This is a genomic window from Myroides sp. C6-3, assembly GCF_050522425.1.
Classification (GTDB): Bacteria; Bacteroidota; Bacteroidia; order Flavobacteriales; family Flavobacteriaceae; genus Flavobacterium.
Genome location: NZ_JBMVQP010000006.1, coordinates 1 through 21,837 on the forward strand (window position 1 = coordinate 1; position 21,837 = coordinate 21,837).

Sequence of the window (21,837 nt, forward strand, 5' to 3'; positions counted from 1 at the left end):
TGGAGCGGAAGACGAGGCTCGAACTCGCGACAACCAGCTTGGAAGGCTGGAGCTCTACCAACTGAGCTACTTCCGCAGGTGATGATCTTTAAAAACTTTCATCAAGTTTTGGAGCGGAAGACGAGGCTCGAACTCGCGACAACCAGCTTGGAAGGCTGGAGCTCTACCAACTGAGCTACTTCCGCAATTGTGGATGCAAATATAAGGCATTTTTCAAATTTTATGCAAGAAATAAAAAAAGATTTTTTCACCATTTTTTTAATTTCTTTTATTCTCACAGAATATCAACAAGATATCCGCAAACACAATCCATAAATTCACGCTATTTATCAACTTTCTCCCTTACACAACAAACCTCTTCCTTTCGCTAGGTCATTTATTTTTATTCTGCAATCCCTCTTCCCCTCTTTCTACACTCCAAAATTTATGACAAACGGTGTTTAAACGGTATTTTTGAACATACAGTTTCAATTACACCCCCCTTTTCACTTAACAAATACTCAGAATTACCCAACAAAACACCCACTTAAAAATAACTAATCAAACTATTTTTTACATTTTTAAAGCCAAAAAGGCTAAAATAAAAAACAGACAATCTCTCGCTATCTCTTTTTAACATTGACTTCCCACCTTATTTGGACGTCGTCTACATAATTTAAGAGAACTTTAAGTTTGTTTGATTCGGAAAGAACAAAACTAACACTATATTTGCGCTGTATAATTATTATAAAGAGTTATTTCCATAATGCAATACGATCAAAGATTAGTCGATTTGTTTCAAGATTTCTGCGCTCATCATGAAGTGGTTTATCATTTCTCGCCTCTTACGGCTCAGATTTATACCTACATCATGTTTAACAACAACAGAGATGGCGTTACATTTGACGAGCTTGTAGAACGACTAAACGCTAGTAAAAGTTCGGTTTCTACGAGTTTAAATTTACTAATCAGCAACAATCAAATCGAACATTTTAATAAAATTGACGAGCGGAAGCGCTTTTTCCGTTTAAATTCCAACTTTATTACAACGCGATTGGAGTTGATTAAAAATATGCTAGACAGAGAGTCTGCCTTAACCCTAAAGCTAAAAGGTTATGTAGATGAAGGATTAGTCAATTCGAACAACTGTCAAGCGAAGATGAAACTTTACATCGATCATTTAGAGAACAGTAAAATCATGTTAGCAAACACAATAGAAAAATTAAAAAGTACAAACCAGTAATTTATATATGAAACGTTATTTGCATACTATCGTTCTTGGTTCTCTTTCATCACTAGCCGTAATTTCATGCGGTAAGAAAGAGCAAGCACAAGGAGGGCAAGGTCCAATGCCATACAAAGTTGTTCAAGTTCCAACACAAGACGTTGTTGGCCATACTTCTTATCCCACTACCCTACAAGGTAAGGTTACTAGTAGCGTTCGCGCAAAAATAACAGGATATATACAAGAAGTATATGTAGATGAGGGAGCCATTGTAAAAAAAGGACAACCTTTATTCCGCTTAGAAACAAATATTTTATCTCAAAATGCAGATGCTAGTAAAGCAGCTATCCGCACCGCTGAGGCACAAGTAAATGTAGCTCAAGTAAATGTTGACAAATTAGTTCCTCTTGTTCAAAAGGGAATTGTAAGCAACATTCAACTCGAGACAGCTAAAGCTAATTTAGCGAGTGCACAAAGTCAATTAGCCTCAGCAAAAGCAAACTACAACAGCGTAGTTGCCAATATTGATTTCTCTATTGTAAGAAGTCCTATAGACGGTATCGTTGGTGCAATCGCTTTCCGTGAAGGAGCGTTAATTTCACCGAGTGATCCAACTCCATTAACTGTAGTTTCAGACGATAGTGAGGTATTTGCTTATTTCTCAATGAACGAAAAAGAGTACTTCAATTTCCTAGAGAAAATCGAAGGTAGCTCATTAAAAGAGAAGCTTGCACATTTACCAGAAGTAAACTTGCAATTAGCAAATGGTTCTACCTACCAATACACAGGTAAAATTGAAACAATCAGTGGACAAATCAATACAGCGACAGGTACAGTACAAGTACGTGCAGCTTTCCCGAACAAAGATAGAATCTTGAGTACAGGAAACAGTGGTACTTTACTCATCCCACAAACACATAAAGATGTCATGATTGTACCAGAGTCAGCTACGTTTGAGCAACAAGGTCAAGTGTATGTGTATAAAGTAGAAAATGACACAGCAAAAGCAACTCAAATTGAAGTTGTGGATCGCATCAACAAACTAGCTGTTGTAAAATCAGGGTTAGAGAAAGGCCAAACAATTGTAGCGACTGGATTAGGTACCCTTCGCAATGGATCGGCAATCACCCCTGCACCTACTACCATTGAGGAGATCAACAACAGCATCAAACCAACATTCTAAACTATGTTAAAGACATTTATTGAAAGACCTGTTCTATCGACAGTTATTTCTATCCTAATAGTAATCTTAGGGGTGCTGGGATTAACCGCACTTCCTGTGACGCAATATCCTGATATTGCGCCTGCAACAGTACAGATTAACGCCAGTTATCCTGGGGCGAATGCTGAAACTGTGATGCAGAGTGTTATCATTCCGATTGAAGAACAAGTAAACGGGGTGGAAAACATGGATTACATTACTTCTACTGCCAGTAATGATGGTAGTGCGAGTATTCAAGTAATCTTTAAACAAGGGGTTGACCCAGATATTGCAGCAGTAAACGTACAAAACCGTGTAGCTCGTGCTACACCGCTTTTACCTGCGGAGGTTACACGTTCGGGAGTAACAACACAAAAGCAACAAACGAGTGCCTTGATGTTCCTTTCGTTCTATTCTGAAAATCCGAACTACGACGCAATTTACATTCAAAACTACATGAATATTAACGTTATTCCTGAGTTAAAACGTGTAAGTGGTGTTGGAGATGCACAGGCATTTGGTTCGCGTAACTACTCCATGCGTATTTGGATTGAACCGTCAAAAATGAAAGCCTACGGCTTGGTACCTTCTGATGTTGTTCGCGTATTAAACGAACAGTCTTTAGAAGCAGCAGCTGGACAATTGGGTGAAAACAATGCGGAAGCTTTCCAATATGTTATCAAATACAGCGGTAAATACAAAACACAAGAACAATATGAAAATATTGTAGTGAAGTCATTGTCTAACGGTCAAGTACTCTTGTTGAAAGATGTCGCTAGAATTGAGCTAGGTGCAATGTCTTACGTTGGAAACTCAGAATTAGATGGACATCCAGCCGTTGCTATGGCGATCTATCAAACACCAGGATCTAACGCACAAGAAATTAACAAACACCTACATGCAGAGTTAGAATCGTTGTCGAAGAACTTCCCTGAGGGAATTCACTACAAAGTATTGATGGATACCAACGAATTCTTGGACGCTTCTATTAGTAAAGTTGTTACTACGTTAATTGAAGCCTTCATCCTAGTATTCTTTGTGGTATATATTTTCTTACAAGATTTTAGATCGACCTTAATTCCATTGATTGCCGTTCCGGTTTCAATTATTGGTACGTTCTTCTTCTTGGGTATTTTTGGATTCTCCTTGAACTTACTAACGCTCTTTGCACTCGTGCTCGCCATTGGTATTGTGGTGGATGACGCCATCGTTGTGGTTGAGGCTGTCCACGCCAAGATGGAAGCCACTGGTGAAGATGCATTAGAAGCAAGTAAGAGTACGATGGACGAGATCTCTGGTGCGATTATCTCGATTACCTTAGTTATGGCGGCGGTATTTATTCCCGTAACGTTTATTAGTGGTCCTACTGGGGTTTTCTATAAACAATTCGGTATTACCTTAATCATTGCGATTTTAATTTCGGCAGTAAACGCCTTGACGTTGAGCCCGGCTTTATGTGCGGTATTCTTAAAACACCATGAAATTGAAAACGGTAAAAGAAAAAATCTTTTACAGCGTTTCTTTAGAGCGTTTAACATTGCGTTTAACAGCCTAACTGAACGTTATGGTAACTCATTCAAGCTTTTATTGAGACACAAATGGTTGACCTTTGTTGTTTTGATTGCGTGTTTGGGAATTACCTATTACTCCGCGAAAACAATGCCAACTGGATTCGTACCAGGCGAAGACCGTGGGTTTATCATGGGGAACATCGAATTACCAGCAGGTGCTTCTCAAGACCGTGTGGTAGCTATTCAGAGAGAATTCTCTAAAATTGTACAACAAATTCCAGGTGTTGATGGTGTAACTGTAGTATCGGGATTCTCTTTCATTAACGGTCAGGGGTCAAACTACGGTATGGCGATGATTAAATTGAAAGATTTCAAAGAGAGAAAAGCACCAGAATTAGCTACTGACGCAGTAATTGGAAAATTATTCGGATTAGCCGCAACTCAATTCCAAGATGCCAGAATGATTTTCTTCCAACCACCAAGTATTCCTGGTTTCGGTATGTCTTCTGGTTTTGAGTTAAAATTATTAGATAAAACAGGGGGGGCTTTGACTGATTTTGACCAAAAATCAAAAGAGTACTTAGGCGCTTTAATGCAACGTCCTGAAATCATGTATGCGCAATCTTCATTTAACACGAACTACGCGCAATATGAATTAGACTTAAATGTACCAAGAGCCAAAGAATCAGGCGTATTAGTGAGTGATATCTTCTCTGCTTTACAAGGATATATTGGAGGTATTTACGCAGCTGACTTTACGCGTTTTGGTAAACAATTCCGTGTGATGGTTCAATCTTTACCTGAATATCGTTCCGATGTAAATAGCTTAAATGAGATTTACGTGAGAACTGCTTCTGGGGAAATGGCTCCAATTACACAGTTTGTGAACTTGACAAAAGTTTACGGTCCACAGTCGATCAACCGTTACAACTTGTTTACCTCTTCGAACATTACAGGAGCTCCAAAACCAGGATTCAGTTCTGGGGATGCAATTAAAGCGGTTCAAGAAGTAGCGCAACAAAACCTATCATCAGGTTATGGTATTGACTTTACGGGATTATCGCGTGAGGAGATTAACGCAGGAAACCAAACTGTACTTATTTTCTTCTTGTGTGTGGTATTCGTTTATTTCCTATTATCTGCACAGTATGAAAGTTATATGTTGCCATTTGCGGTAATCTTATCGTTACCAACAGGAATCATGGGGGCTTTCCTTGCGCAAAAAATTGCAGGATTAGAGAACAATATCTACTTCCAGATTGCCCTGGTCATGCTCGTTGGACTACTCGCGAAGAATGCCATTCTAATTGTAGAGTTCGCCGTTCAACGTAGAAGACATGGTGAATCGATTGCAGAATCTGCGATTAATGGGGCAAAAGCTCGTTTAAGACCGATTCTAATGACCTCATTTGCGTTTATCTTAGGGTTAATGCCGTTAGTATTTGCAGGTGGAGTTGGTTATATCGGAAACCGTTCAATCGGTACAGGTGCTGCATTTGGACTATTGATTGGTACTATAATTGGGGTATTTGTAATCCCAGTATTGTATGCGATATTCCAATATCTTCAAGAGAAAATTAAACCAATTAAATTTGAAGAAATTAAGTCTGAATAAAATGAAAAGAACATATATATACAGAGCTATTCCTGTTGCTATATTAGGGCTTACCATGCAATCTTGTATAGTTGCAAAGAAATATGATAGACCCGATGTTATTCAAGAGGAACAATATAGAGGTAGTAATACCTCAGACTCTCTTTCCATGGCGACCCTGTCATGGAAGGAGTTATTCTCTGACCAAACCTTAATCCAACATATTGAAACAGGTTTAGCGAATAACCTAGATATGCTTATTGCGATTGAGAACATCAACGCTGCACATGCTTATATGCAACAAGGGAAATGGGGATATGCACCTACCTTAAGCGTAGGTGGAAACTACACACATAGTGTTCAATCCAAAAATGGTCCGCAAGGAATCATGAGCGGTGACAAACGCATCAAGACAGATCTATACGATATTACAGGACAATTTTCTTGGGAACTAGACGTATGGGGAAAATTGAGAAGTAATAAAAGAGCTTTTGTGGCGAGTTATTTACAAACTGTATCAGCTCAACAAGCTGTTCAGACACAATTGATTTCGACTATTGCTACGACGTATTTCCAATTAACAGCACTAGACAAACAAAAAGAAATTACTGAACTCACAATCGCCAATAGAAAAAACAGTTTAGAAACTATTTTAGCACTTAAAGAATCAGGACAAGTTGATGAAATCGCAGTGAAACAAACGCAAGCACAATTGTACAATGCACAAGCTTTACTCGTTGATTTGAACAACAACATCAAGATAACTGAAAACACTTTTAGTATTTTACTTGGACAAAATCCTGGTAAGATTAAACGTGAAAAGCTAAGTGCACAAAGAGTGAATACAGATTTAACTGTAGGTGTTCCAATGCAACTATTAGCTAACCGTCCAGATGTTAGAGCAGCTGAATATGGTTTAGTAAACGCTTTTGAAATGACGAATGTTGCAAGAGCTAATTTCTACCCCTCTTTGCGCTTAACAGCTAATGGCGGACTTCAAAGTCTTGATTTTGACGAATTGTTCAACACCAACTCTATTTTCGCCAACTTCATTGGTGGTTTGACTCAACCTTTACTAAATGGTAGACAAATCAGAACACAACACCAAGTTGCACAAGCTAAAAAAGAACAAGCTTACCTAGGATATAAAAAAGCAATCCTAACAGCTTCTAAAGAAGTTTCCGATGCTTTATACACCTATGAAAGTGCTTCGAACAAATTAGATTTAAAGAAGAAAGAATACGAAGCTTATCAATTAGCGACACAGTATTCGGAAGAGTTACTTGTTCAAGGTATGGCTACTTATTTAGATGTATTAACCGCTAGAGAAAGTGCCCTTGCTGCAGAACTAAGTTACATCAATACAGAGTTAACCCAATTGACTACTTTAGTACAATTGTATCGCTCTTTAGGTGGAGGAATTGAATAATACTTTAACACATCCATAGTTAGAATAGCAGTAAGCGAAAGTTTACTGCTATTTTTTTTAGGCGTAATCAAGGAGACAAAAGACGAAGCTTTTAAAAAAACAAATCGAGGCTCAGCAAAAATCCAACGAACATCGAAATAAAATAATAAGGGAGTATCCCTAAATAAAGTTGATCGTTTTTAAACAAAACAACAACTTGTACAGTACGAAGTAGGATTATTAACTATAGCTGTACAGTTATAGTAGGACGAGACATAGTTTGTTTGGAGTGAGTCCATAGTGAGTCCATAGTGAGTCCATGGTGCGTCCATTAAAAGGTTAGTTTTAATAGACGCACCATGGACTCACTATGAAAGAAACACGTACATACCTCGAAGATAGACCAACTAAAGTCAGGCATGAGGTAAAACAATCCAATTTTCTTATCTTTGATTCATGCGTATATTGTCCTATTTATTTCCGCGATACACTTGGCAAAGGCTAACAAAAGACAAGGTTATTTACTTAACTTTTGATGATGGGCCTATTCCTGATATCACCGAATGGGTCTTGGATCTCTTACAACAACACCAGATCAAAGCTACTTTTTTTTGTATTGGTGATAATATTCGTAAACACCCAATGATCTTTAAGCGAATACTCAAAGAAGAGCACCAAATTGGCAATCACACTTTTCATCACCTAAACGGATGGAAATCCTCATTAGAGGAGTATAGTTCCAATGTAGAACGATGTCAACAAGAAATTCAAAAACACCGAAAACAACCGACGCGATTGTTTCGTCCTCCTTATGGAAAAATAAAAAAGAGTCAAGGAAGATACCTACGACAGGAAGAGTTTGACGTCGTTATGTGGACGGTAATCACCAAAGACTACCAAGCGTCTTTAAGTCCAGAAGCTTGTTTAAAACGCACACTTAAACGCGTTAAACCGGGAAGTATTATCGTTTTTCACGACAGCATAAAAGCAGCCAAGAACATGAAGTACACCCTCCCTCTATTGATTGACTATGCAAAGAAAGAAGGTTACACTTTTGCACGTTTATAATGTTGTTGTCACACTTAGTAAGGCCTCAGTCTCCATTACACCACTTTGTCTCCAAATCATGGCTCCCTTCTTATACAACAACATGGTTGGAACTTTTTTAATGCGCAAGGCTTCTATTAATTCACTGTTCTTCGCGACATCGATCTTAACAATACGCAACTGTTCTCCCATCGCTGCTGCAACTTCATAGATCACAGCATCCATGGCTGTACAGGCATCATTCCATTGCGCATAAAAATAGATTAACACAGGCACTTCTGCTGTTACCAAATCTCCGAATTTTGACATAAACCTCTCAATTAATGATTTTACTTCTTCTTTAACAACTGATTCTTACAAAAATATTACATTTTAGTAAAATAAACTATTTTTTCTTTCGCAATTCAAGAACTGTTATTTCTGGCCAAATTCCTGTACGCCCTTGATAAGCATGATAGCCAAATCCGCGATTCACATGAATCATTTTTCCCATTTTCTCGTACAATCCAGCCCACTGCTTATAGACATACTGAATCGGACTCCATTTGATAAACCCAGGAATCTCAATCCCAAATTGACTCCCGTGTGTATGCCCAGAAAGAGTTAACTGAAAGTTTTTAGGATGCTCTAGAACCTTGGCCTCCCAATGCGAAGGATCGTGAGACATTAAAACTTTAAAATCGGATGCCTCCACTCCTTTTGTCGATTGATCTAAATCACCATATTTCATAAAATGAGCACGCTCACCCCAATTCTCTACACCAACAAGAACTAAACTATCCGCTCCTTTGTGCAAACGCACATGTTCATTGCGCAATAGCTTAAATCCTATGGCAGGACTCAACTCACAGATCGCTTTAAAATTGCGTTCGCGTTCTTCGTCTGTTGCCCATTGGATATACTCTCCGTAATCGTGATTTCCCAAAATTGAATAATTTCCAAAAGGATGCTGCTCCATTTTTTTAAATACATCCATCCACGGAATCATCTCTCCAGCCAAACTATTGACTAAATCACCCGTAAACAACAACAAATCCGATTGTTGTTGATTGACTAAATCAATCGCATACTCCAATTTCTCCTTATTGTCAAAACTACCCGAGTGAATATCTGAAAGTTGAGTAATCGTAAAGCCATCAAAAGCATCAGGTAAATCCTCAAATGTAAGCACGTGTTTATACACTTGAAACTTATAGCGTCCTATGGTTATTCCGTGCAACACAGAGATGAACGGAATCGCGGCAATTCCAAAAGCGATTTGCGTAATAAATTTTCTTCTACCAGGTAAAAAAGGCTGTTTTTCAGCTGACTTTGTTCGACGAAAATACTGAACTAATCCGCGAATCACTCGAACAATATCCTCCACAAGCAACAAAAGGGTAATAATGACTTTAGGTAGATAAAACAAAATTACCATGGCAGCCGCTAACATCGATTGGTGATTTTGCCCAGATGAGCGATCAAATCGAGAAAAGCCATAAGCGATATAAGCGATAATCAGCGCAGAACAGCCCAAATAAAGAAGTCGAAAAAATCGACGATGTGTCAATTGCTTGACTGCTTGATAGGCATAAAACTCAACAATCAGTAAAACAGGCAATAAGAATCCTAAGTTCAACATAGTAAAAAGCGATAAGTAACAAAGTTAGTTTTTTGTCGCACGTATCAAAATATCTTTAACAAAGATTAATAGCTTTCCTACTTGATCTGCTCTAGGTCTGTCAGTCCCTTGGTTTGCATTGCAGATTTAGCGATACCGTCCATTCGAACAAGCGACCATTACAAATAGATTTCATCGGTCTAGTCTAAAACAGCTAATTTAAAGTGAATATTTTTCACAAACTCATTTTTTTAAATGCTGAACACCTCATAAGGAGACCAACAATAATTCAATAAATCGAAAAAAAAGCCTCCAAAACAATACAATTATCAGAAAGACACAGAAATTCAACAAACAGCAACACTACTAATCCGCTTTGTTTTTAACAGATCAGAAATGCGAATCTACGAGATCGTTTTATACATATTCCCGCTTAGCAAAACAAAATCACTATCTTTGAAATTAATTCAATCGTAAATAAAACCATCATTCAATGGCTCAACAAAAACGTCTTTTTTTATTAGATGCCTATGCCTTAATCTTTAGAGGCTACTATGCGCTGATTAAAAATCCAAGAGTAAACTCAAAAGGATTAGATACCTCTGCTATTTTAGGATTTATGAACTCTCTTTTAGATGTCATCAAACGAGAGAATCCAGATCATTTAGCAGTTGCTTTTGACAATGGAGGTAGTCAAGATCGTTTGGCTATTTTTCCAGAGTATAAAGCCAATCGAGACGTGACACCTGAAGCAATTAAAATTGCTGTTCCCTATATCAAAGAAATTTTAAAAGCCATGCATATCCCAATCATTGAAGTAAGCGGATTTGAGGCGGACGATTTAATTGGTACCATTTCTAAACAAGCGGAAAAAGAAAACTTTAAGGTGTATATGGTTACACCTGATAAGGATTACGCCCAACTTGTTTCCGACAATATTGTAATGTATAGACCCGCGAGAATGGGCAACGGTATTGAAATTTGGGACGTAGAGAAAGTAAAAGAAAAATTTGAAGTAGACCATCCTGAACAGGTTATTGACTTTTTAGGCATGATGGGAGATGCTGTTGACAATATTCCAGGTCTACCAGGCGTTGGTGAAAAAACAGCAAAAAAATTCATCAAAGAATACGGTTCCATGGAAAATCTTTTAGCTCATACCCACGAGTTAAAAGGAAAAATGAAGGAAAATATCGAAGCGAATAAAGAGAAAGGATTACTTTCTAAAAAACTTGCAACAATTATACTTGATTGCCCAGTGACGTTCAACGCCGATAACTATATTTTGGAGCAGCCCGATGTTGAAAAAACAGATGCCTTATTTATTGAGTTGGAGTTCAGACGCATGAAAGAGCAATTCGACAAGATTTTCGCTACGGGTCAGCAAACAACAACAGCTGTTGGTTCGGCTGCTACACCACAAGAAGATCAATTGGATTTATTTGGCCTCACAGAAGGTTCTTCTACTTCTTCGGCCTTCCAATCTTTAGAAACAACACAACACGTGTATCAGTTGGTACAAAAGCCGATGGCGATTCGCCTATTAGCCCAACAATTAATGCAACAACAAAGTGTTTGTTTTGATACAGAAACAACGGGTTTAGATCCTTTAACAGCCCAACTCGTTGGCCTTGCTTTTTCTTTTGAGAAAGGCACAGCGTTTTACGTTCCCTTTCCTGAGGACAAAGCAGCTGCTTTAGAGCTACTAGCTCCTTTCCAACCTTTTTTCGAATCAGAAACAATCGAAAAAATTGGACAAAATTTAAAATACGACATCAAGGTCTTAAAACAATATGGCATGCAGGTGAACAATCCATTATTTGACACCATGATTGCACACTATCTGATCAATCCAGACATGCGTCACAACATGGATGTATTGGCAGAAACCTACCTAAACTACACCCCACAGCCAATAGAAACGCTACTTGGCAAAAAAGGAAAAAACCAAAAAACGATGCGTGAGGTGGAGGTAGAATTGACAAAAGAATATGCAGGGGAAGATGCTGATATCACCTTTCAGTTGAAACAGAAATTCCTCCCACAATTAGAAGAAACCCGCACGGCTGATTTGTTTAAAAACATTGAAATCCCCTTGGTATCCGTATTGGCGGATATGGAAAATGAAGGTATTCGCTTGGATGTAGATTTTCTTCAATCGCTCTCCGCAACCTTAGATAGCGATATCAAACAATTGGAAGAAGCGATTTACCAAACGGCAGGAGAGACCTTTAACTTAGCCTCTCCTAAACAATTGGGAGACATTTTATTTGAAAAATTGCAAATAGGAGGATCCAAACCCAAGAAAACAAAAACAGGACAATACGCTACTGGAGAAGAAATCTTAAGTGATTTAGCGACGAAACACCCAATAGTACAAGACATCTTAAACTGGCGCCAGCTGATTAAATTGCAAAACACCTATGTCGATGCTTTGCCGAAACAAATTAATCCTGTTACGAATCGCGTACACACCGAATATATGCAAGCTGTTGCCGCAACAGGGCGTTTAAGTTCGAATAACCCCAACTTGCAAAACATCCCAATTCGAACAGAAAGAGGACGATTAGTTCGAAAAGCTTTTATTGCTCGCGATGAAAATTATGTTTTAATGGCAGCGGATTACTCTCAAATTGAATTGCGCATTATTGCAGCCTTGAGTCAAGAACCCAACATGATTGAATCCTTTAAGAATGGAGAAGATATTCACCGATCAACAGCGGCTCGTGTATTCAACGTCCCGTTAGAAGAGGTAACCAAAGAACAACGCAGTCATGCCAAAACGGTAAACTTCGGTATTATCTATGGGGTTTCTGCCTTTGGATTGAGTAATCAGACAAATCTATCACGTTCAGAAAGCAAAGAATTAATTGACACTTATTACGAAACGTATCCAAAATTGAAAGATTATATCGCGCAACAAATTGAATTTGCCCGAGAAAACGGATATGTACAAACGATCTTAGGTCGAAGACGCTATCTAAAAGATATTCACTCTCAAAATGCAGTGGTGAGAAGCGCAGCAGAACGAAATGCAGTGAATGCCCCTATTCAAGGAAGCGCCGCTGATATCATTAAAATCGCCATGATCAATATCCACAAACGCTTAGTAAGGGAGCAATGGAAATCCAAAATGTTGTTACAAGTACACGATGAGTTGGTGTTTGATGCACACAAAGAAGAATTAGACGCGTTAAAAACCATGGTTAAACAAGAAATGGAAAATGCCTTTACCTTAGCTGTTCCACTAGTTGTAGACTTAGGAATTGGAGAAAATTGGTTAGAAGCTCATTAATCTATATTTAGCCCTTATCAAACGGTGAGGGCTTTTTTATTGTAACACACACAGAATCTATTCTTTAATAAAAAGACTTACTTTTGCTCCATCTTTATATCAAATCAATGAAAAAAGCATTAGGTAAAATCATGTTAGCCATCACAGGATGGAAATTAGTAGTACACGATGAATCATTTAAACAGGAAAAGAAAAGTATCCTAATCTGCGTACCCCACACATCCAATTGGGACTTTTATTACAGCTTGGCCTGTTTTTGGATTTTGGGCATGCCATTTAAAATGTTTATCAAGGATTACTATACGAAATCCTGGTTTGGTTTCTTCTTTAAAGCCCTTGGCTGTATTGGTGTTGACCGCACGAAAAGTCAGAATTTAGTAGAATATGCAGTTCAAATAATTGAAGAGGCAGACACCATTGCTTTAATCAATACACCCGAAGGGACCCGTTCCTATTCGGAAAAGTGGAAACAAGGATTTTATCACATCGCCAGGCAAACTGACATACCTATTGCCTTGTGCTATGCGGATTACAAGAAAAAGCAATGTGGCATTGTGAAATTAGTCAGAGTAAACGATAAAACTTTTGAAGAATTATTAGATGAGATTGCGCCTTACTACAATGCTGAAATGGCAAAGTATCCAGAAAATTACAATCCTAAATTGTATTAACTTACTGTAAGTACTATCTTTAGCTAAAAACATGAAAATTGTATTCGGGCTCTCCCTTATTCTATTACTACTAACGAGTTGTAAAAGTTATCGCCTACCCTCAACTTTAAAACAAAACGCTTTAGCTTTTGAACTTTGCGAACTCTATGGTTCCGATCAAGGTCTGAGAACAAAGGTGCTTGGCTCAAAGAGTAATCAGTTATTGCCTAAACTTGATTCTATTAACTTTACTAAGTTTCTTGCATTTGTGCAAAAAAATGGCATGCCCAATGAAAATTTACTAGGCAAGGACAACTATGCTATTGAATGTGTTAAGATGGCTGGTTTTTCAATTTTATTACACAATCCAGAAAAATTAATTCGCAACACAGCCTATTACAATCTGTTCTTTCAAGAGGTTGCGTCTGGACGAATGTCAGCTGAAGCTTTCGCTTTGATTATAGACAAGTATTATTGGGCGCGTCAGCAGAATCTAGCTTATGGAAGCTCCTTTGGGCAGCCTTGCTTGCGTGATAAAGAGACGGTTAATCAGCGCAGGAAGTTACTCGGTTTAAAAGAATTAGAAGACACTGAGTTTAAGGAATGTACTAATTAAACCAGCTAACTTCTTTTCCAATAGTACTTTTTTTGCTTTTTTTGACAAGTTTCACCGGTAAGAAAGGGAGGAGTTTTTAGTTCAAACAAATTACAACTCAGCTTGTTAAAAGCAAATAAAAGCAAAAAACAGCAGTATGGATTTGTATAATAAAAGAAATTATGTAATTTTGCACTCCCTTTATTGGGAATGGAATGTTTAATTAAATACAAAATTATTGTGGAAAGTTTAAGCTACAAGACTGTATCAGCAAACAAAGCAACTGTTCAAAAAGAATGGTTAGTTGTAGATGCTGAAGGCCAAAATTTGGGTCGTCTTGCTTCTAAAGTGGCAACACTTTTAAGAGGTAAACACAAGACAAATTACACGCCGCACGTAGACTGTGGAGACAACGTAATCGTTATCAATGCAGAAAAAATCAACCTAACTGGTAACAAATTAGATGACAAGACTTACATCCGTCACACAGGTTACCCAGGAGGACAAAGATCTTTAACTGCTAAAGTAATGCAACAAAAAAACCCTGCATTATTAGTAGAGAAAGCAATCAAAGGGATGTTGCCTAAAAACAAATTAGGAGCACAATTATTCCGTAATTTAAATGTTAATGTAGGAACTGAGCACAAACATGGCGCTCAACAACCTAAAGCCGTTAATTTAAACGAAGTTAAGTAATGGGAGTTATTCACAAAATCGGTAGAAGAAAAACCGCTGTAGCTCGTGTTTATGTTTCAGAAGGAACAGGAAACATTACAGTAAACAAAAAAGATTTTAAAATTTATTTCCCTACAGGTACATTACAGTACAAAGTATTACAGCCTCTTACACTTACTGAGAACGCTGAGAACTTTGACATCAAAGTAAATGTATATGGTGGTGGAACTACAGGACAAGCTGAGGCAGTGCGTATGGCAATTGCTAGAGCGATGTGCGAAATTGATGTTGAGAACAGAGCAGTTCTTAAACCAGAAGGATTATTGACTCGTGACCCTCGTATGGTTGAGCGTAAGAAATTCGGTCAGAAGAAAGCTCGTAAGAGATTCCAATTCTCTAAACGTTAATATTTATTTATTATTAAAAAATCTAGGTTTTTGTTGCGCACTTGCATTTTTTGTAAGAAGTAGTTTAGCATCTAAATGGTTGAGACCGAGTAATCGCTACTGAATCATTGCTAAAGTAACAGAACGTAAACTATTAGAAAATGGCAAACAAAGTAGAAGTAAAAGAATTACTAGAAGCAGGTGTTCATTTCGGACACATGACTAGAAAATGGGATCCTAACATGGCTCCTTATATCTATATGGAGCGTAATGGTATTCACATTATCAATCTATATAAAACTGCAGCTAAAATTGAAGAAGCGAATGAAGCTTTGAAAAAAATCGCTGCATCAGGAAGAAAAGTCCTTTTCGTTGCTACAAAAAAGCAAGCGAAAGACATCGTAGCTGAAAAAGCAGCTGCGGCAAACATGCCTTACATCACTGAAAGATGGCCAGGTGGTATGTTAACAAACTTCGTTACTATCCGTAAAGCTGTTAAGAAAATGGCTTCTATTGATAGAATGAAAAAAGACGGTACATTTATGACGCTTTCTAAGAAAGAGCGTTTACAAGTTGAGCGTCTTCGTGCAAAATTAGAGAAAAACTTAGGTTCTATTGCTGATATGACTCGTCTACCAGCTGCTCTTTTTGTTGTAGATATCAAAGCTGAACACATTGCGATTAAAGAAGCACAAAAATTAAACATTCCGATCTTCGCTATGGTGGATACGAACTCTGACCCACGTCAAGTTGACTACGTTATTCCAGCAAACGATGATGCTTCTAAATCAATCGATAAAATTTTATCTTTAGTTACTGCTGCTATTATCGAAGGTAATGCAGAGAGAAAATCTGAAAAAGAAGAAGCTCCAGCTGTAAAAGCGGATGCTGAAGCTAAAGCATAATTTTTTAACAATATCATAAAGTCGTTATGCTGATAGATGTTTACCTTTGTATTCAACTGTCAATAACGACTTTTTTAATTTATTAACTCTTTAAAAGATTACTAAAATGGCAAATATTACTGCTGCAGACGTAAACAAGCTAAGACAACAAACAGGTGCCGGAATGATGGACTGTAAAAAAGCTTTAGTTGAGGCTGAGGGAGATTTCGATAAAGCAATCGAAGTTTTACGTAAAAAAGGACAAAAAGTTGCTGCTAACCGCTCTGACCGTGAATCATCAGAAGGAGCTGCTGTAGCTTTCGTTAACGCTGACAAAACTAGAGGTGTTGTTATTACATTAAACTGTGAAACTGACTTCGTTGGTAAAAATGAAGGTTTCCAAGCATTAGCAAAAGAATTAGCTGAAAAAGCAATCAACTTCAATACAAAAGAAGAATTCTTAGCTTCAGCATACAATGCTGAAATGACAATTGCTGACAAATGTATCGAGCAAACAGGAGTTATCGGAGAGAAAATCGAAATCGGTTCTTTCGAAGTATTAGATGGAGCTTTCATCGGTTCTTATGTACACGGTAACAAAATCGCTGCGATCACAGCTTTATCTTCAGCTGTTGCTAAAGCAGAAGAAATTGCTAAAGACGTTTCGATGCAAGTAGCTTCTATGGGTGCTGAGACTTTATCTTACAAAGATTTTGACGCAGAATTCATCGCTAAAGAAACAGAAGCTCGTATCGCAGTTATCGTTAAAGAAAACGAAGAATTGGTGCGTTTAGGTAAAACACTTAAAAATGTACCTCAATATATTTCTTACGCTCAACTTACTGAAGAAGTATTGAAACAAGCTGAAGAAGATGCTAAAGCTGAATTAAAAGCTGAAGGGAAACCTGAGAACATCTGGGATAGAATCTTACCTGGAAAAGTTGCTCGTTTCATCAGTGACAATACAACGTTAGACCAAGAGAAAGCTTTATTAGACCAAAACTTTATTAAAGATGAGGCTAAAAAAGTTTCTGATTACGTTCAGTCTTTTGGAGTTGAAATCACTGGATTCAAAAGAGCTACATTAGGATAATATTTATCCTTAAAAAATTAAAATATCAAACCTCAAGCATTTTGTTTGAGGTTTTTTTATTTATTTTCGTATTTTTAAAACAAAAAATATGAAACTCCTCAAGAATAGCTTATTATTACAAATTGTCATTGCTATTGCCCTAGGCACGTATTTAGGTGATAAACTGCCGTTAGAAATCAGCAGAATCTTCAGCACTTTTAATAGCATCTTTGGCAATTTTTTAAGCTTTATTATTCCGCTCATCATCGTTGGATTAATTATCCCGGCGATCGGTAATATTGGGAAAGAAGCCGGAAAACTGCTACTTTTAACCACCGGATTAGCTTATGGATCTACCCTCTTAGCGGGTTTTAGCTCTTATGCCGTTTCCATTAGCATTTTTCCTCAACTTCTAAGCTCACAATCTACAGCACTTGCTATAGCAAATGAACAAACGCTACTTCCCTTCTTTTCTATTGCCATTCCACCGCTATTTGATGTCATGAGTGCCCTAATATTTGCTTTCATCGTCGGAATATGTATTTCAAAAGGTCCATTCACGCATTTAAAAGGGGTTTTTAACGAGTTTCAATCGATTATCATGACTGTAATAGAGAAGGTGATTATCCCCTTCTTACCCCTCTTTATTTTCGGGGTGTTTTTAACTATGACTTATAGCGGCCAAGTTTTCGTTGTTTTAGAAACCTTCTTGAAAATTATTGGTGTTATTTTCGCCCTTCATCTTGCATTTTTAATTTTCCAATATACCCTTGCTGGATTGGTCGTAAAGAAAAATCCATTTCTTTTAATGAAACGCATGTTACCAGCCTACTTCACAGCCTTAGGAACACAATCTTCTGCAGCGACTATTCCCGTAACCTTAGAGTCAACCCTTAAAAACGAGGTTAATCCCAAAATTGCCGGTTTTGTCATTCCGCTTTGCGCAACCATTCACTTGGCGGGAAGTACACTTAAAATTGTAGCCTGTGCTATCGCTTTGATGCTCATTCAACATACGCCTATTGATCCTTTGGCGATGATTGGTTTTATCTTTATGCTAGGGGTAACGATGATTGCCGCTCCCGGCGTACCTGGTGGTGCAATCATGGCAGCTTTAGGGGTCTTGCAATCGGTATTGGGTTTTAGTACCGAACAGCAAACCTTGATGATTGCCCTATATGTGGCCATGGATAGTTTTGGTACAGCTTGTAACGTAATGGGAGATGGAGCCATTGCACTTGTTGTCGATAAAATGAGTCTAAAAGCTACAAATGTAGAGACAGAAAACTAATCAAACGATAAATACATCTCAATACATACAAAAAAAGTCAGAAGAAATCTTCTGACTTTTTTGTATCTAACTATTTATTGACAGCTACCTTGAGCTAAATCTCTTTCGTAATTCTCTTCTGCCAAGATCATTTTATCTAACATATTGTCGTAATAACGGTAACGTTGAAAAATCTTGCGAAAAGTTGTTTGCTCGTCCCAAGCTCCTATCTTTTTAAAAGCATAAACACTACAATATCCATAAGCGTAATTATCCCGCTCCACTTCCTTGTATACAATAACCAAGTTCATGGTATTTTCATCTACTTTACGCACATAAAATTCTCGATATGCTCCTTTTACAGACATTCCCGAAAATACTCCTGTAAACTTATTGCCTTGTTGAGAAGTACAACTATAGAATAGATCCTGTAAAGGTTCTCCTCCATTTTCTTTTCTTATTTTTTCATCAATGAAATAAAAACCGCCTTTTTTATTCATACCAACCACAATTGAATGATCAACAACGCCTGTTTGTACGCTCCAATCAAAGTTCAAAAGATCAGCAATATATTCCTCAGACAAAGGCAATTCATATGTCAAGCCTTGATATGCATCTGTGGCCTCCCATTCGTGGTTTAACAGGGTACGCAATTCTCTCTCTTCTGCAGTAAACTTACTAGAATCACTATCCGAGCTACAACTGCTTAACAAACTACTAATTGCTATAACCAATACACCAAATACTCTTCTCATTTCTACTCAATTTGGGCACGAAAATAGCTTTTTTTTCTAATTTAACATAAAAACCAAACAGTTATTTCCTTGTTCTGGTTCAATGCTCCCCTTGCACTTGCCTAGCTAATTTCTTGCTAAACTTTTTATAATAATACATATGCATCGACCACATAAGTGTTCCATAAATTAGCATCCCACCGATTATCCATATGCAAAATGCTAGAGCAAAATTAGCCCAACTAAACGCGTAGCCCTCTTCTAAAAATAAGGAGAAGAGTTCTGTTACCAAAAGCATGATTACACCAAAAACACTTCCATCTACTATCCCATACTGAAGACGCCCTTTTTTCATTCTCCTTTCCCAATTTCCCATAAATTTTATTTCTGATACTTTCATAACTACCTAATTTACAAGCAATATATAAAATTAATCAAAGCGAACAAAACTTGTATCCCATAAAATAATCCCTATATTTGCTTCCAACTTTAGGGGTGTCTACATCGAGTAGGCTGAGATTTTACCCTTTGAACCTGATCTAGTTCATACTAGCGTAGGGAAAAGTAAGATGACTTCACTTGGTACATGCTGTACCACTTTGTAGCCATTCCTAAAGTTATAACAGTAAGACAACAAAGGAATGGAACTACAAATCAACAATCAAAAATTTCAATTTGAACAAGCGGCTGTAAGTATTCAGATGATGCTTGATGCGCATTGGCCGAAGCAACAGAAAGGTATTGCTGTTGCCATCAATTCACGTGTAATTGCGAAATCCGATTGGGCGACTTATTATTTATCCGAATCGGATGATATTCTCCTTATCACGGCAACCCAAGGCGGTTGATTCCATTTTGTTTAATTCATTCAAACTCAAACTAAAGTATTACTCATGGAACAACACGAAAAAATTTCACAAACCCCTTTTCCCAATTCAAAAAAAATTCATGTAGAGGGTAAATTATTTCCTATCCGCGTAGCGATGCGCGAAATCACTTTGCACGACACCAAGTTAAGCACGGGAAAAACAGAGGAAAACCCACCGGTAACCGTTTATGACACCTCCGGTGCTTATACGGATGAAAGCGTAGAGATTAACATCAAAAAAGGATTACCCCGTCTGAGAGAATCTTGGATTTTAGATCGACAAGATGTAGAAGTGTTGGACAACCTCACTTCGGTTTACGGTCAAAAAAGAGCAGAAGACACGAGTCTTGATCACTTGCGTTTTGAATTTACGCACAAACCTAAAGTAGCTAAAGAGGGACAAAATGTAACGCAATTACACTATGCCAAACAAGGCATCATTACCCCTGAAATGGAGTATGTAGCCATTCGCGAAAATCAACGCATTGAGCAGCTGAATACCGTTTCCCCTGCACTAAAACAGCAACATCAAGGTAATAGCTTTGGAGCGAATACACCCAAAAACTATATTACACCTGAATTTGTACGTGATGAAATTGCCGCTGGAAGAGCCATTATTCCCAACAATATCAATCATCCCGAGAGTGAACCGATGATTATTGGGCGCAACTTTCTAGTGAAAATCAACGCCAATATTGGCAATAGTGCCGTTACCTCAACCATAGAGGAAGAAGTTGAAAAAGCGGTCTGGGCGTGTCGTTGGGGTGCAGATACCATTATGGACTTATCCACAGGAAAAAACATACACGAAACCCGCGAGTGGATCATCCGAAATTCACCTGTACCGATTGGTACGGTTCCCATCTATCAAGCCTTAGAAAAAGTGAAAGGAGTGGCTGAAAATTTAACGTGGGAAATTTTTAGAGATACCTTAATTGAGCAAGCAGAACAAGGAGTTTCTTACTTTACCATTCACGCAGGTGTACTGCTGCGCTATATTCACCTTACCGCTCAACGCGTAACAGGTATTGTTTCTCGTGGAGGATCTATCATGGCTAAATGGTGCTTATTTCATCACCAAGAAAACTTTTTATACACCCACTTTGAGGAAATATGCGAAATCATGAAACGCTATGATGTTGCTTTTTCTCTAGGAGATGGTTTGCGACCAGGCTCGATAGCAGATGCAAATGACGCAGCGCAATTTGCCGAATTAGAAACCCTAGGCGAATTGACCAAAATTGCCTGGAAACACGATATACAAGTGATGATTGAAGGTCCGGGGCACGTACCGATGCACCTGATTAAAGAAAATATGGAAAAGCAATTGCGCGACTGTGGAGAAGCTCCCTTTTATACTTTAGGACCTTTAACAACAGATATAGCCCCTGGTTATGATCATATTACCTCTGCTATTGGTGCGGCCATGATCGGTTGGTACGGTACAGCCATGTTGTGCTATGTTACACCGAAAGAACACCTGGGACTACCCAATAAAAAAGATGTAAAAGACGGTGTAATTACCTACAAGCTCGCAGCACACGCTGCCGACCTAGCCAAAGGACATCCAGGAGCCCAATACAGAGATAATGCCTTGAGTAAAGCGAGATTTGAATTTCGATGGGAAGATCAATTCAACCTGTCTTTAGACCCTGATACTGCAAGGGAATTTCACGATGAAACACTCCCTGCTGATGCAGCAAAAGTAGCTCACTTCTGCTCCATGTGTGGACCAAAATTCTGCTCAATGAAAATCTCACAAGAAATTCGCGATTCGGCAGAACAAGGGATGAAAGACATATCCTCAGCCTTTATCAAAGCCGGAAAAGAAATCTATTTATAG

The 21,837-nt window shown here is 38.0% G+C and carries 19 protein-coding genes, 2 tRNA genes and 1 riboswitch; of the genes, 15 read left to right on the forward strand and 6 right to left on the reverse strand.

The window, feature by feature from the left end; all coding sequences use genetic code 11:
* Both ACPDG9_RS03890 and ACPDG9_RS03895 read right to left on the reverse strand, forming a co-directional pair.
* Positions 1-76: transfer RNA gene (locus tag ACPDG9_RS03890), tRNA-Gly, on the reverse strand.
* Between the two features lie 33 nt (positions 77-109).
* Positions 110-185, reverse strand: a tRNA-Gly gene (locus ACPDG9_RS03895).
* Positions 186-745: 560 nt separating this feature from the next.
* On the opposite strand from ACPDG9_RS03895, the gene ACPDG9_RS03900 reads away from it, so the two are divergent.
* The 5 genes from ACPDG9_RS03900 to ACPDG9_RS03920 all read left to right on the forward strand — a co-directional run bounded on the left by ACPDG9_RS03900 (position 746) and on the right by ACPDG9_RS03920 (position 7,986).
* Positions 746-1,222 carry a GbsR/MarR family transcriptional regulator gene (locus ACPDG9_RS03900; RefSeq protein WP_430526455.1) on the forward strand — a complete coding sequence of 159 codons (477 nt, stop codon included), beginning with the start codon at positions 746-748 and terminating at the stop codon, positions 1,220-1,222.
* Between the two features lie 7 nt (positions 1,223-1,229).
* Positions 1,230-2,387 (forward strand): efflux RND transporter periplasmic adaptor subunit, encoded by a 1,158-nt coding sequence (locus ACPDG9_RS03905; protein ID WP_430526456.1) that lies wholly within the window; start codon positions 1,230-1,232, stop codon positions 2,385-2,387.
* 3 nt (positions 2,388-2,390) lie between these two features.
* The gene (locus ACPDG9_RS03910; RefSeq protein WP_430526457.1) at positions 2,391-5,531 is read left to right on the forward strand and encodes an efflux RND transporter permease subunit; all 3,141 of its coding nucleotides are present in this window, start codon (positions 2,391-2,393) and stop codon (positions 5,529-5,531) included.
* Between the two features lies 1 nt (position 5,532).
* Complete coding sequence (locus tag ACPDG9_RS03915) at positions 5,533-6,939, forward strand: efflux transporter outer membrane subunit (RefSeq protein WP_430526458.1); 1,407 nt, start codon at positions 5,533-5,535, stop codon at positions 6,937-6,939.
* Positions 6,940-7,374: 435 nt separating this feature from the next.
* Positions 7,375-7,986: a polysaccharide deacetylase family protein gene (locus ACPDG9_RS03920; protein ID WP_430526459.1), complete on the forward strand. Its 612-nt coding sequence runs from the start codon at positions 7,375-7,377 to the stop codon at positions 7,984-7,986.
* On the opposite strand, the gene ACPDG9_RS03925 is transcribed toward ACPDG9_RS03920, so the two are convergent.
* Positions 7,981-8,274, reverse strand: coding sequence for a thioredoxin family protein (locus tag ACPDG9_RS03925; RefSeq protein WP_430526460.1), 294 nt, complete (start codon positions 8,272-8,274; stop codon positions 7,981-7,983). The two genes, ACPDG9_RS03920 and ACPDG9_RS03925, sit on opposite strands and share 6 nt — an antisense overlap.
* Before the next feature lie 76 nt (positions 8,275-8,350).
* Positions 8,351-9,586 (reverse strand): metallophosphoesterase, encoded by a 1,236-nt coding sequence (locus ACPDG9_RS03930; protein ID WP_430526461.1) that lies wholly within the window; start codon positions 9,584-9,586, stop codon positions 8,351-8,353.
* A gap of 472 nt (positions 9,587-10,058) precedes the next feature.
* On the opposite strand from ACPDG9_RS03930, the gene polA reads away from it, so the two are divergent.
* From polA to ACPDG9_RS03970, 8 genes are all read left to right on the forward strand, one after another.
* Positions 10,059-12,860 carry a DNA polymerase I gene (polA, locus tag ACPDG9_RS03935; RefSeq protein ID WP_430526462.1) on the forward strand — a complete coding sequence of 934 codons (2,802 nt, stop codon included), beginning with the start codon at positions 10,059-10,061 and terminating at the stop codon, positions 12,858-12,860.
* A 107-nt stretch (positions 12,861-12,967) separates the two neighbouring features.
* The gene (locus ACPDG9_RS03940) at positions 12,968-13,531 is read left to right on the forward strand and encodes a 1-acyl-sn-glycerol-3-phosphate acyltransferase (RefSeq protein ID WP_430526463.1); all 564 of its coding nucleotides are present in this window, start codon (positions 12,968-12,970) and stop codon (positions 13,529-13,531) included.
* 31 nt (positions 13,532-13,562) lie between these two features.
* Positions 13,563-14,126, forward strand: coding sequence for a hypothetical protein (locus ACPDG9_RS03945; RefSeq protein WP_430526464.1), 564 nt, complete (start codon positions 13,563-13,565; stop codon positions 14,124-14,126).
* 219 nt (positions 14,127-14,345) lie between these two features.
* Positions 14,346-14,801: a 50S ribosomal protein L13 gene (gene rplM / locus ACPDG9_RS03950; protein WP_158962259.1), complete on the forward strand. Its 456-nt coding sequence runs from the start codon at positions 14,346-14,348 to the stop codon at positions 14,799-14,801.
* On the forward strand, positions 14,801-15,187 hold the full coding sequence (gene rpsI / locus ACPDG9_RS03955; RefSeq protein ID WP_002987796.1) for a 30S ribosomal protein S9: 387 nt from the start codon (positions 14,801-14,803) through the stop codon (positions 15,185-15,187). The genes rplM and rpsI overlap by 1 nt, the downstream gene beginning before the upstream one ends.
* A gap of 140 nt (positions 15,188-15,327) precedes the next feature.
* On the forward strand, positions 15,328-16,071 hold the full coding sequence (rpsB, locus tag ACPDG9_RS03960) for a 30S ribosomal protein S2 (protein WP_430526465.1): 744 nt from the start codon (positions 15,328-15,330) through the stop codon (positions 16,069-16,071).
* 106 nt (positions 16,072-16,177) lie between these two features.
* Complete coding sequence (gene tsf, locus ACPDG9_RS03965; RefSeq protein ID WP_430526466.1) at positions 16,178-17,143, forward strand: translation elongation factor Ts; 966 nt, start codon at positions 16,178-16,180, stop codon at positions 17,141-17,143.
* Positions 17,144-17,231: 88 nt separating this feature from the next.
* Entirely contained in the window at positions 17,232-18,413 is a 1,182-nt protein-coding gene (locus ACPDG9_RS03970; RefSeq protein ID WP_430526467.1) for a dicarboxylate/amino acid:cation symporter, read from the forward strand.
* 74 nt (positions 18,414-18,487) lie between these two features.
* Here ACPDG9_RS03970 and ACPDG9_RS03975 read toward each other — a convergent pair whose 3' ends face one another.
* Positions 18,488-19,147 carry a hypothetical protein gene (locus ACPDG9_RS03975; protein WP_430526468.1) on the reverse strand — a complete coding sequence of 220 codons (660 nt, stop codon included), beginning with the start codon at positions 19,145-19,147 and terminating at the stop codon, positions 18,488-18,490.
* Positions 19,148-19,226: 79 nt separating this feature from the next.
* Positions 19,227-19,502 carry a hypothetical protein gene (locus ACPDG9_RS03980; protein ID WP_430526469.1) on the reverse strand — a complete coding sequence of 92 codons (276 nt, stop codon included), beginning with the start codon at positions 19,500-19,502 and terminating at the stop codon, positions 19,227-19,229.
* Between the two features lie 105 nt (positions 19,503-19,607).
* Positions 19,608-19,704: riboswitch (TPP riboswitch) on the forward strand.
* A gap of 63 nt (positions 19,705-19,767) precedes the next feature.
* Here ACPDG9_RS03980 and thiS point away from each other — a divergent pair.
* On the forward strand, positions 19,768-19,974 hold the full coding sequence (gene thiS, locus ACPDG9_RS03985) for a sulfur carrier protein ThiS (protein ID WP_430526470.1): 207 nt from the start codon (positions 19,768-19,770) through the stop codon (positions 19,972-19,974).
* A 45-nt stretch (positions 19,975-20,019) separates the two neighbouring features.
* Positions 20,020-21,837, forward strand: a complete 1,818-nt coding sequence (gene thiC / locus ACPDG9_RS03990; RefSeq protein ID WP_430526471.1) for a phosphomethylpyrimidine synthase ThiC — start codon at positions 20,020-20,022, stop codon at positions 21,835-21,837.

Bases quoted from the DNA above. Each gene is read 5' to 3' on its own strand.
- ACPDG9_RS03900 (WP_430526455.1), top strand. From the start codon at position 746: ATGCAATACGATCAAAGATTAGTCGATTTGTTTCAAGATTTCTGCGCT.
- ACPDG9_RS03905 (WP_430526456.1), top strand. From the start codon at position 1,230: ATGAAACGTTATTTGCATACTATCGTTCTTGGTTCTCTTTCATCACTA.
- ACPDG9_RS03910 (WP_430526457.1), top strand. From the start codon at position 2,391: ATGTTAAAGACATTTATTGAAAGACCTGTTCTATCGACAGTTATTTCT.
- ACPDG9_RS03915 (WP_430526458.1), top strand. From the start codon at position 5,533: ATGAAAAGAACATATATATACAGAGCTATTCCTGTTGCTATATTAGGG.
- ACPDG9_RS03920 (WP_430526459.1), top strand. From the start codon at position 7,375: ATGCGTATATTGTCCTATTTATTTCCGCGATACACTTGGCAAAGGCTA.
- ACPDG9_RS03925 (WP_430526460.1), bottom strand. From the start codon at position 8,274: ATGTCAAAATTCGGAGATTTGGTAACAGCAGAAGTGCCTGTGTTAATC.
- ACPDG9_RS03930 (WP_430526461.1), bottom strand. From the start codon at position 9,586: ATGTTGAACTTAGGATTCTTATTGCCTGTTTTACTGATTGTTGAGTTT.
- polA (WP_430526462.1), top strand. From the start codon at position 10,059: ATGGCTCAACAAAAACGTCTTTTTTTATTAGATGCCTATGCCTTAATC.
- ACPDG9_RS03940 (WP_430526463.1), top strand. From the start codon at position 12,968: ATGAAAAAAGCATTAGGTAAAATCATGTTAGCCATCACAGGATGGAAA.
- ACPDG9_RS03945 (WP_430526464.1), top strand. From the start codon at position 13,563: ATGAAAATTGTATTCGGGCTCTCCCTTATTCTATTACTACTAACGAGT.
- rpsI (WP_002987796.1), top strand. From the start codon at position 14,801: ATGGGAGTTATTCACAAAATCGGTAGAAGAAAAACCGCTGTAGCTCGT.
- rpsB (WP_430526465.1), top strand. From the start codon at position 15,328: ATGGCAAACAAAGTAGAAGTAAAAGAATTACTAGAAGCAGGTGTTCAT.
- tsf (WP_430526466.1), top strand. From the start codon at position 16,178: ATGGCAAATATTACTGCTGCAGACGTAAACAAGCTAAGACAACAAACA.
- ACPDG9_RS03970 (WP_430526467.1), top strand. From the start codon at position 17,232: ATGAAACTCCTCAAGAATAGCTTATTATTACAAATTGTCATTGCTATT.
- ACPDG9_RS03975 (WP_430526468.1), bottom strand. From the start codon at position 19,147: ATGAGAAGAGTATTTGGTGTATTGGTTATAGCAATTAGTAGTTTGTTA.
- ACPDG9_RS03980 (WP_430526469.1), bottom strand. From the start codon at position 19,502: ATGGGAAATTGGGAAAGGAGAATGAAAAAAGGGCGTCTTCAGTATGGG.
- thiS (WP_430526470.1), top strand. From the start codon at position 19,768: ATGGAACTACAAATCAACAATCAAAAATTTCAATTTGAACAAGCGGCT.
- thiC (WP_430526471.1), top strand. From the start codon at position 20,020: ATGGAACAACACGAAAAAATTTCACAAACCCCTTTTCCCAATTCAAAA.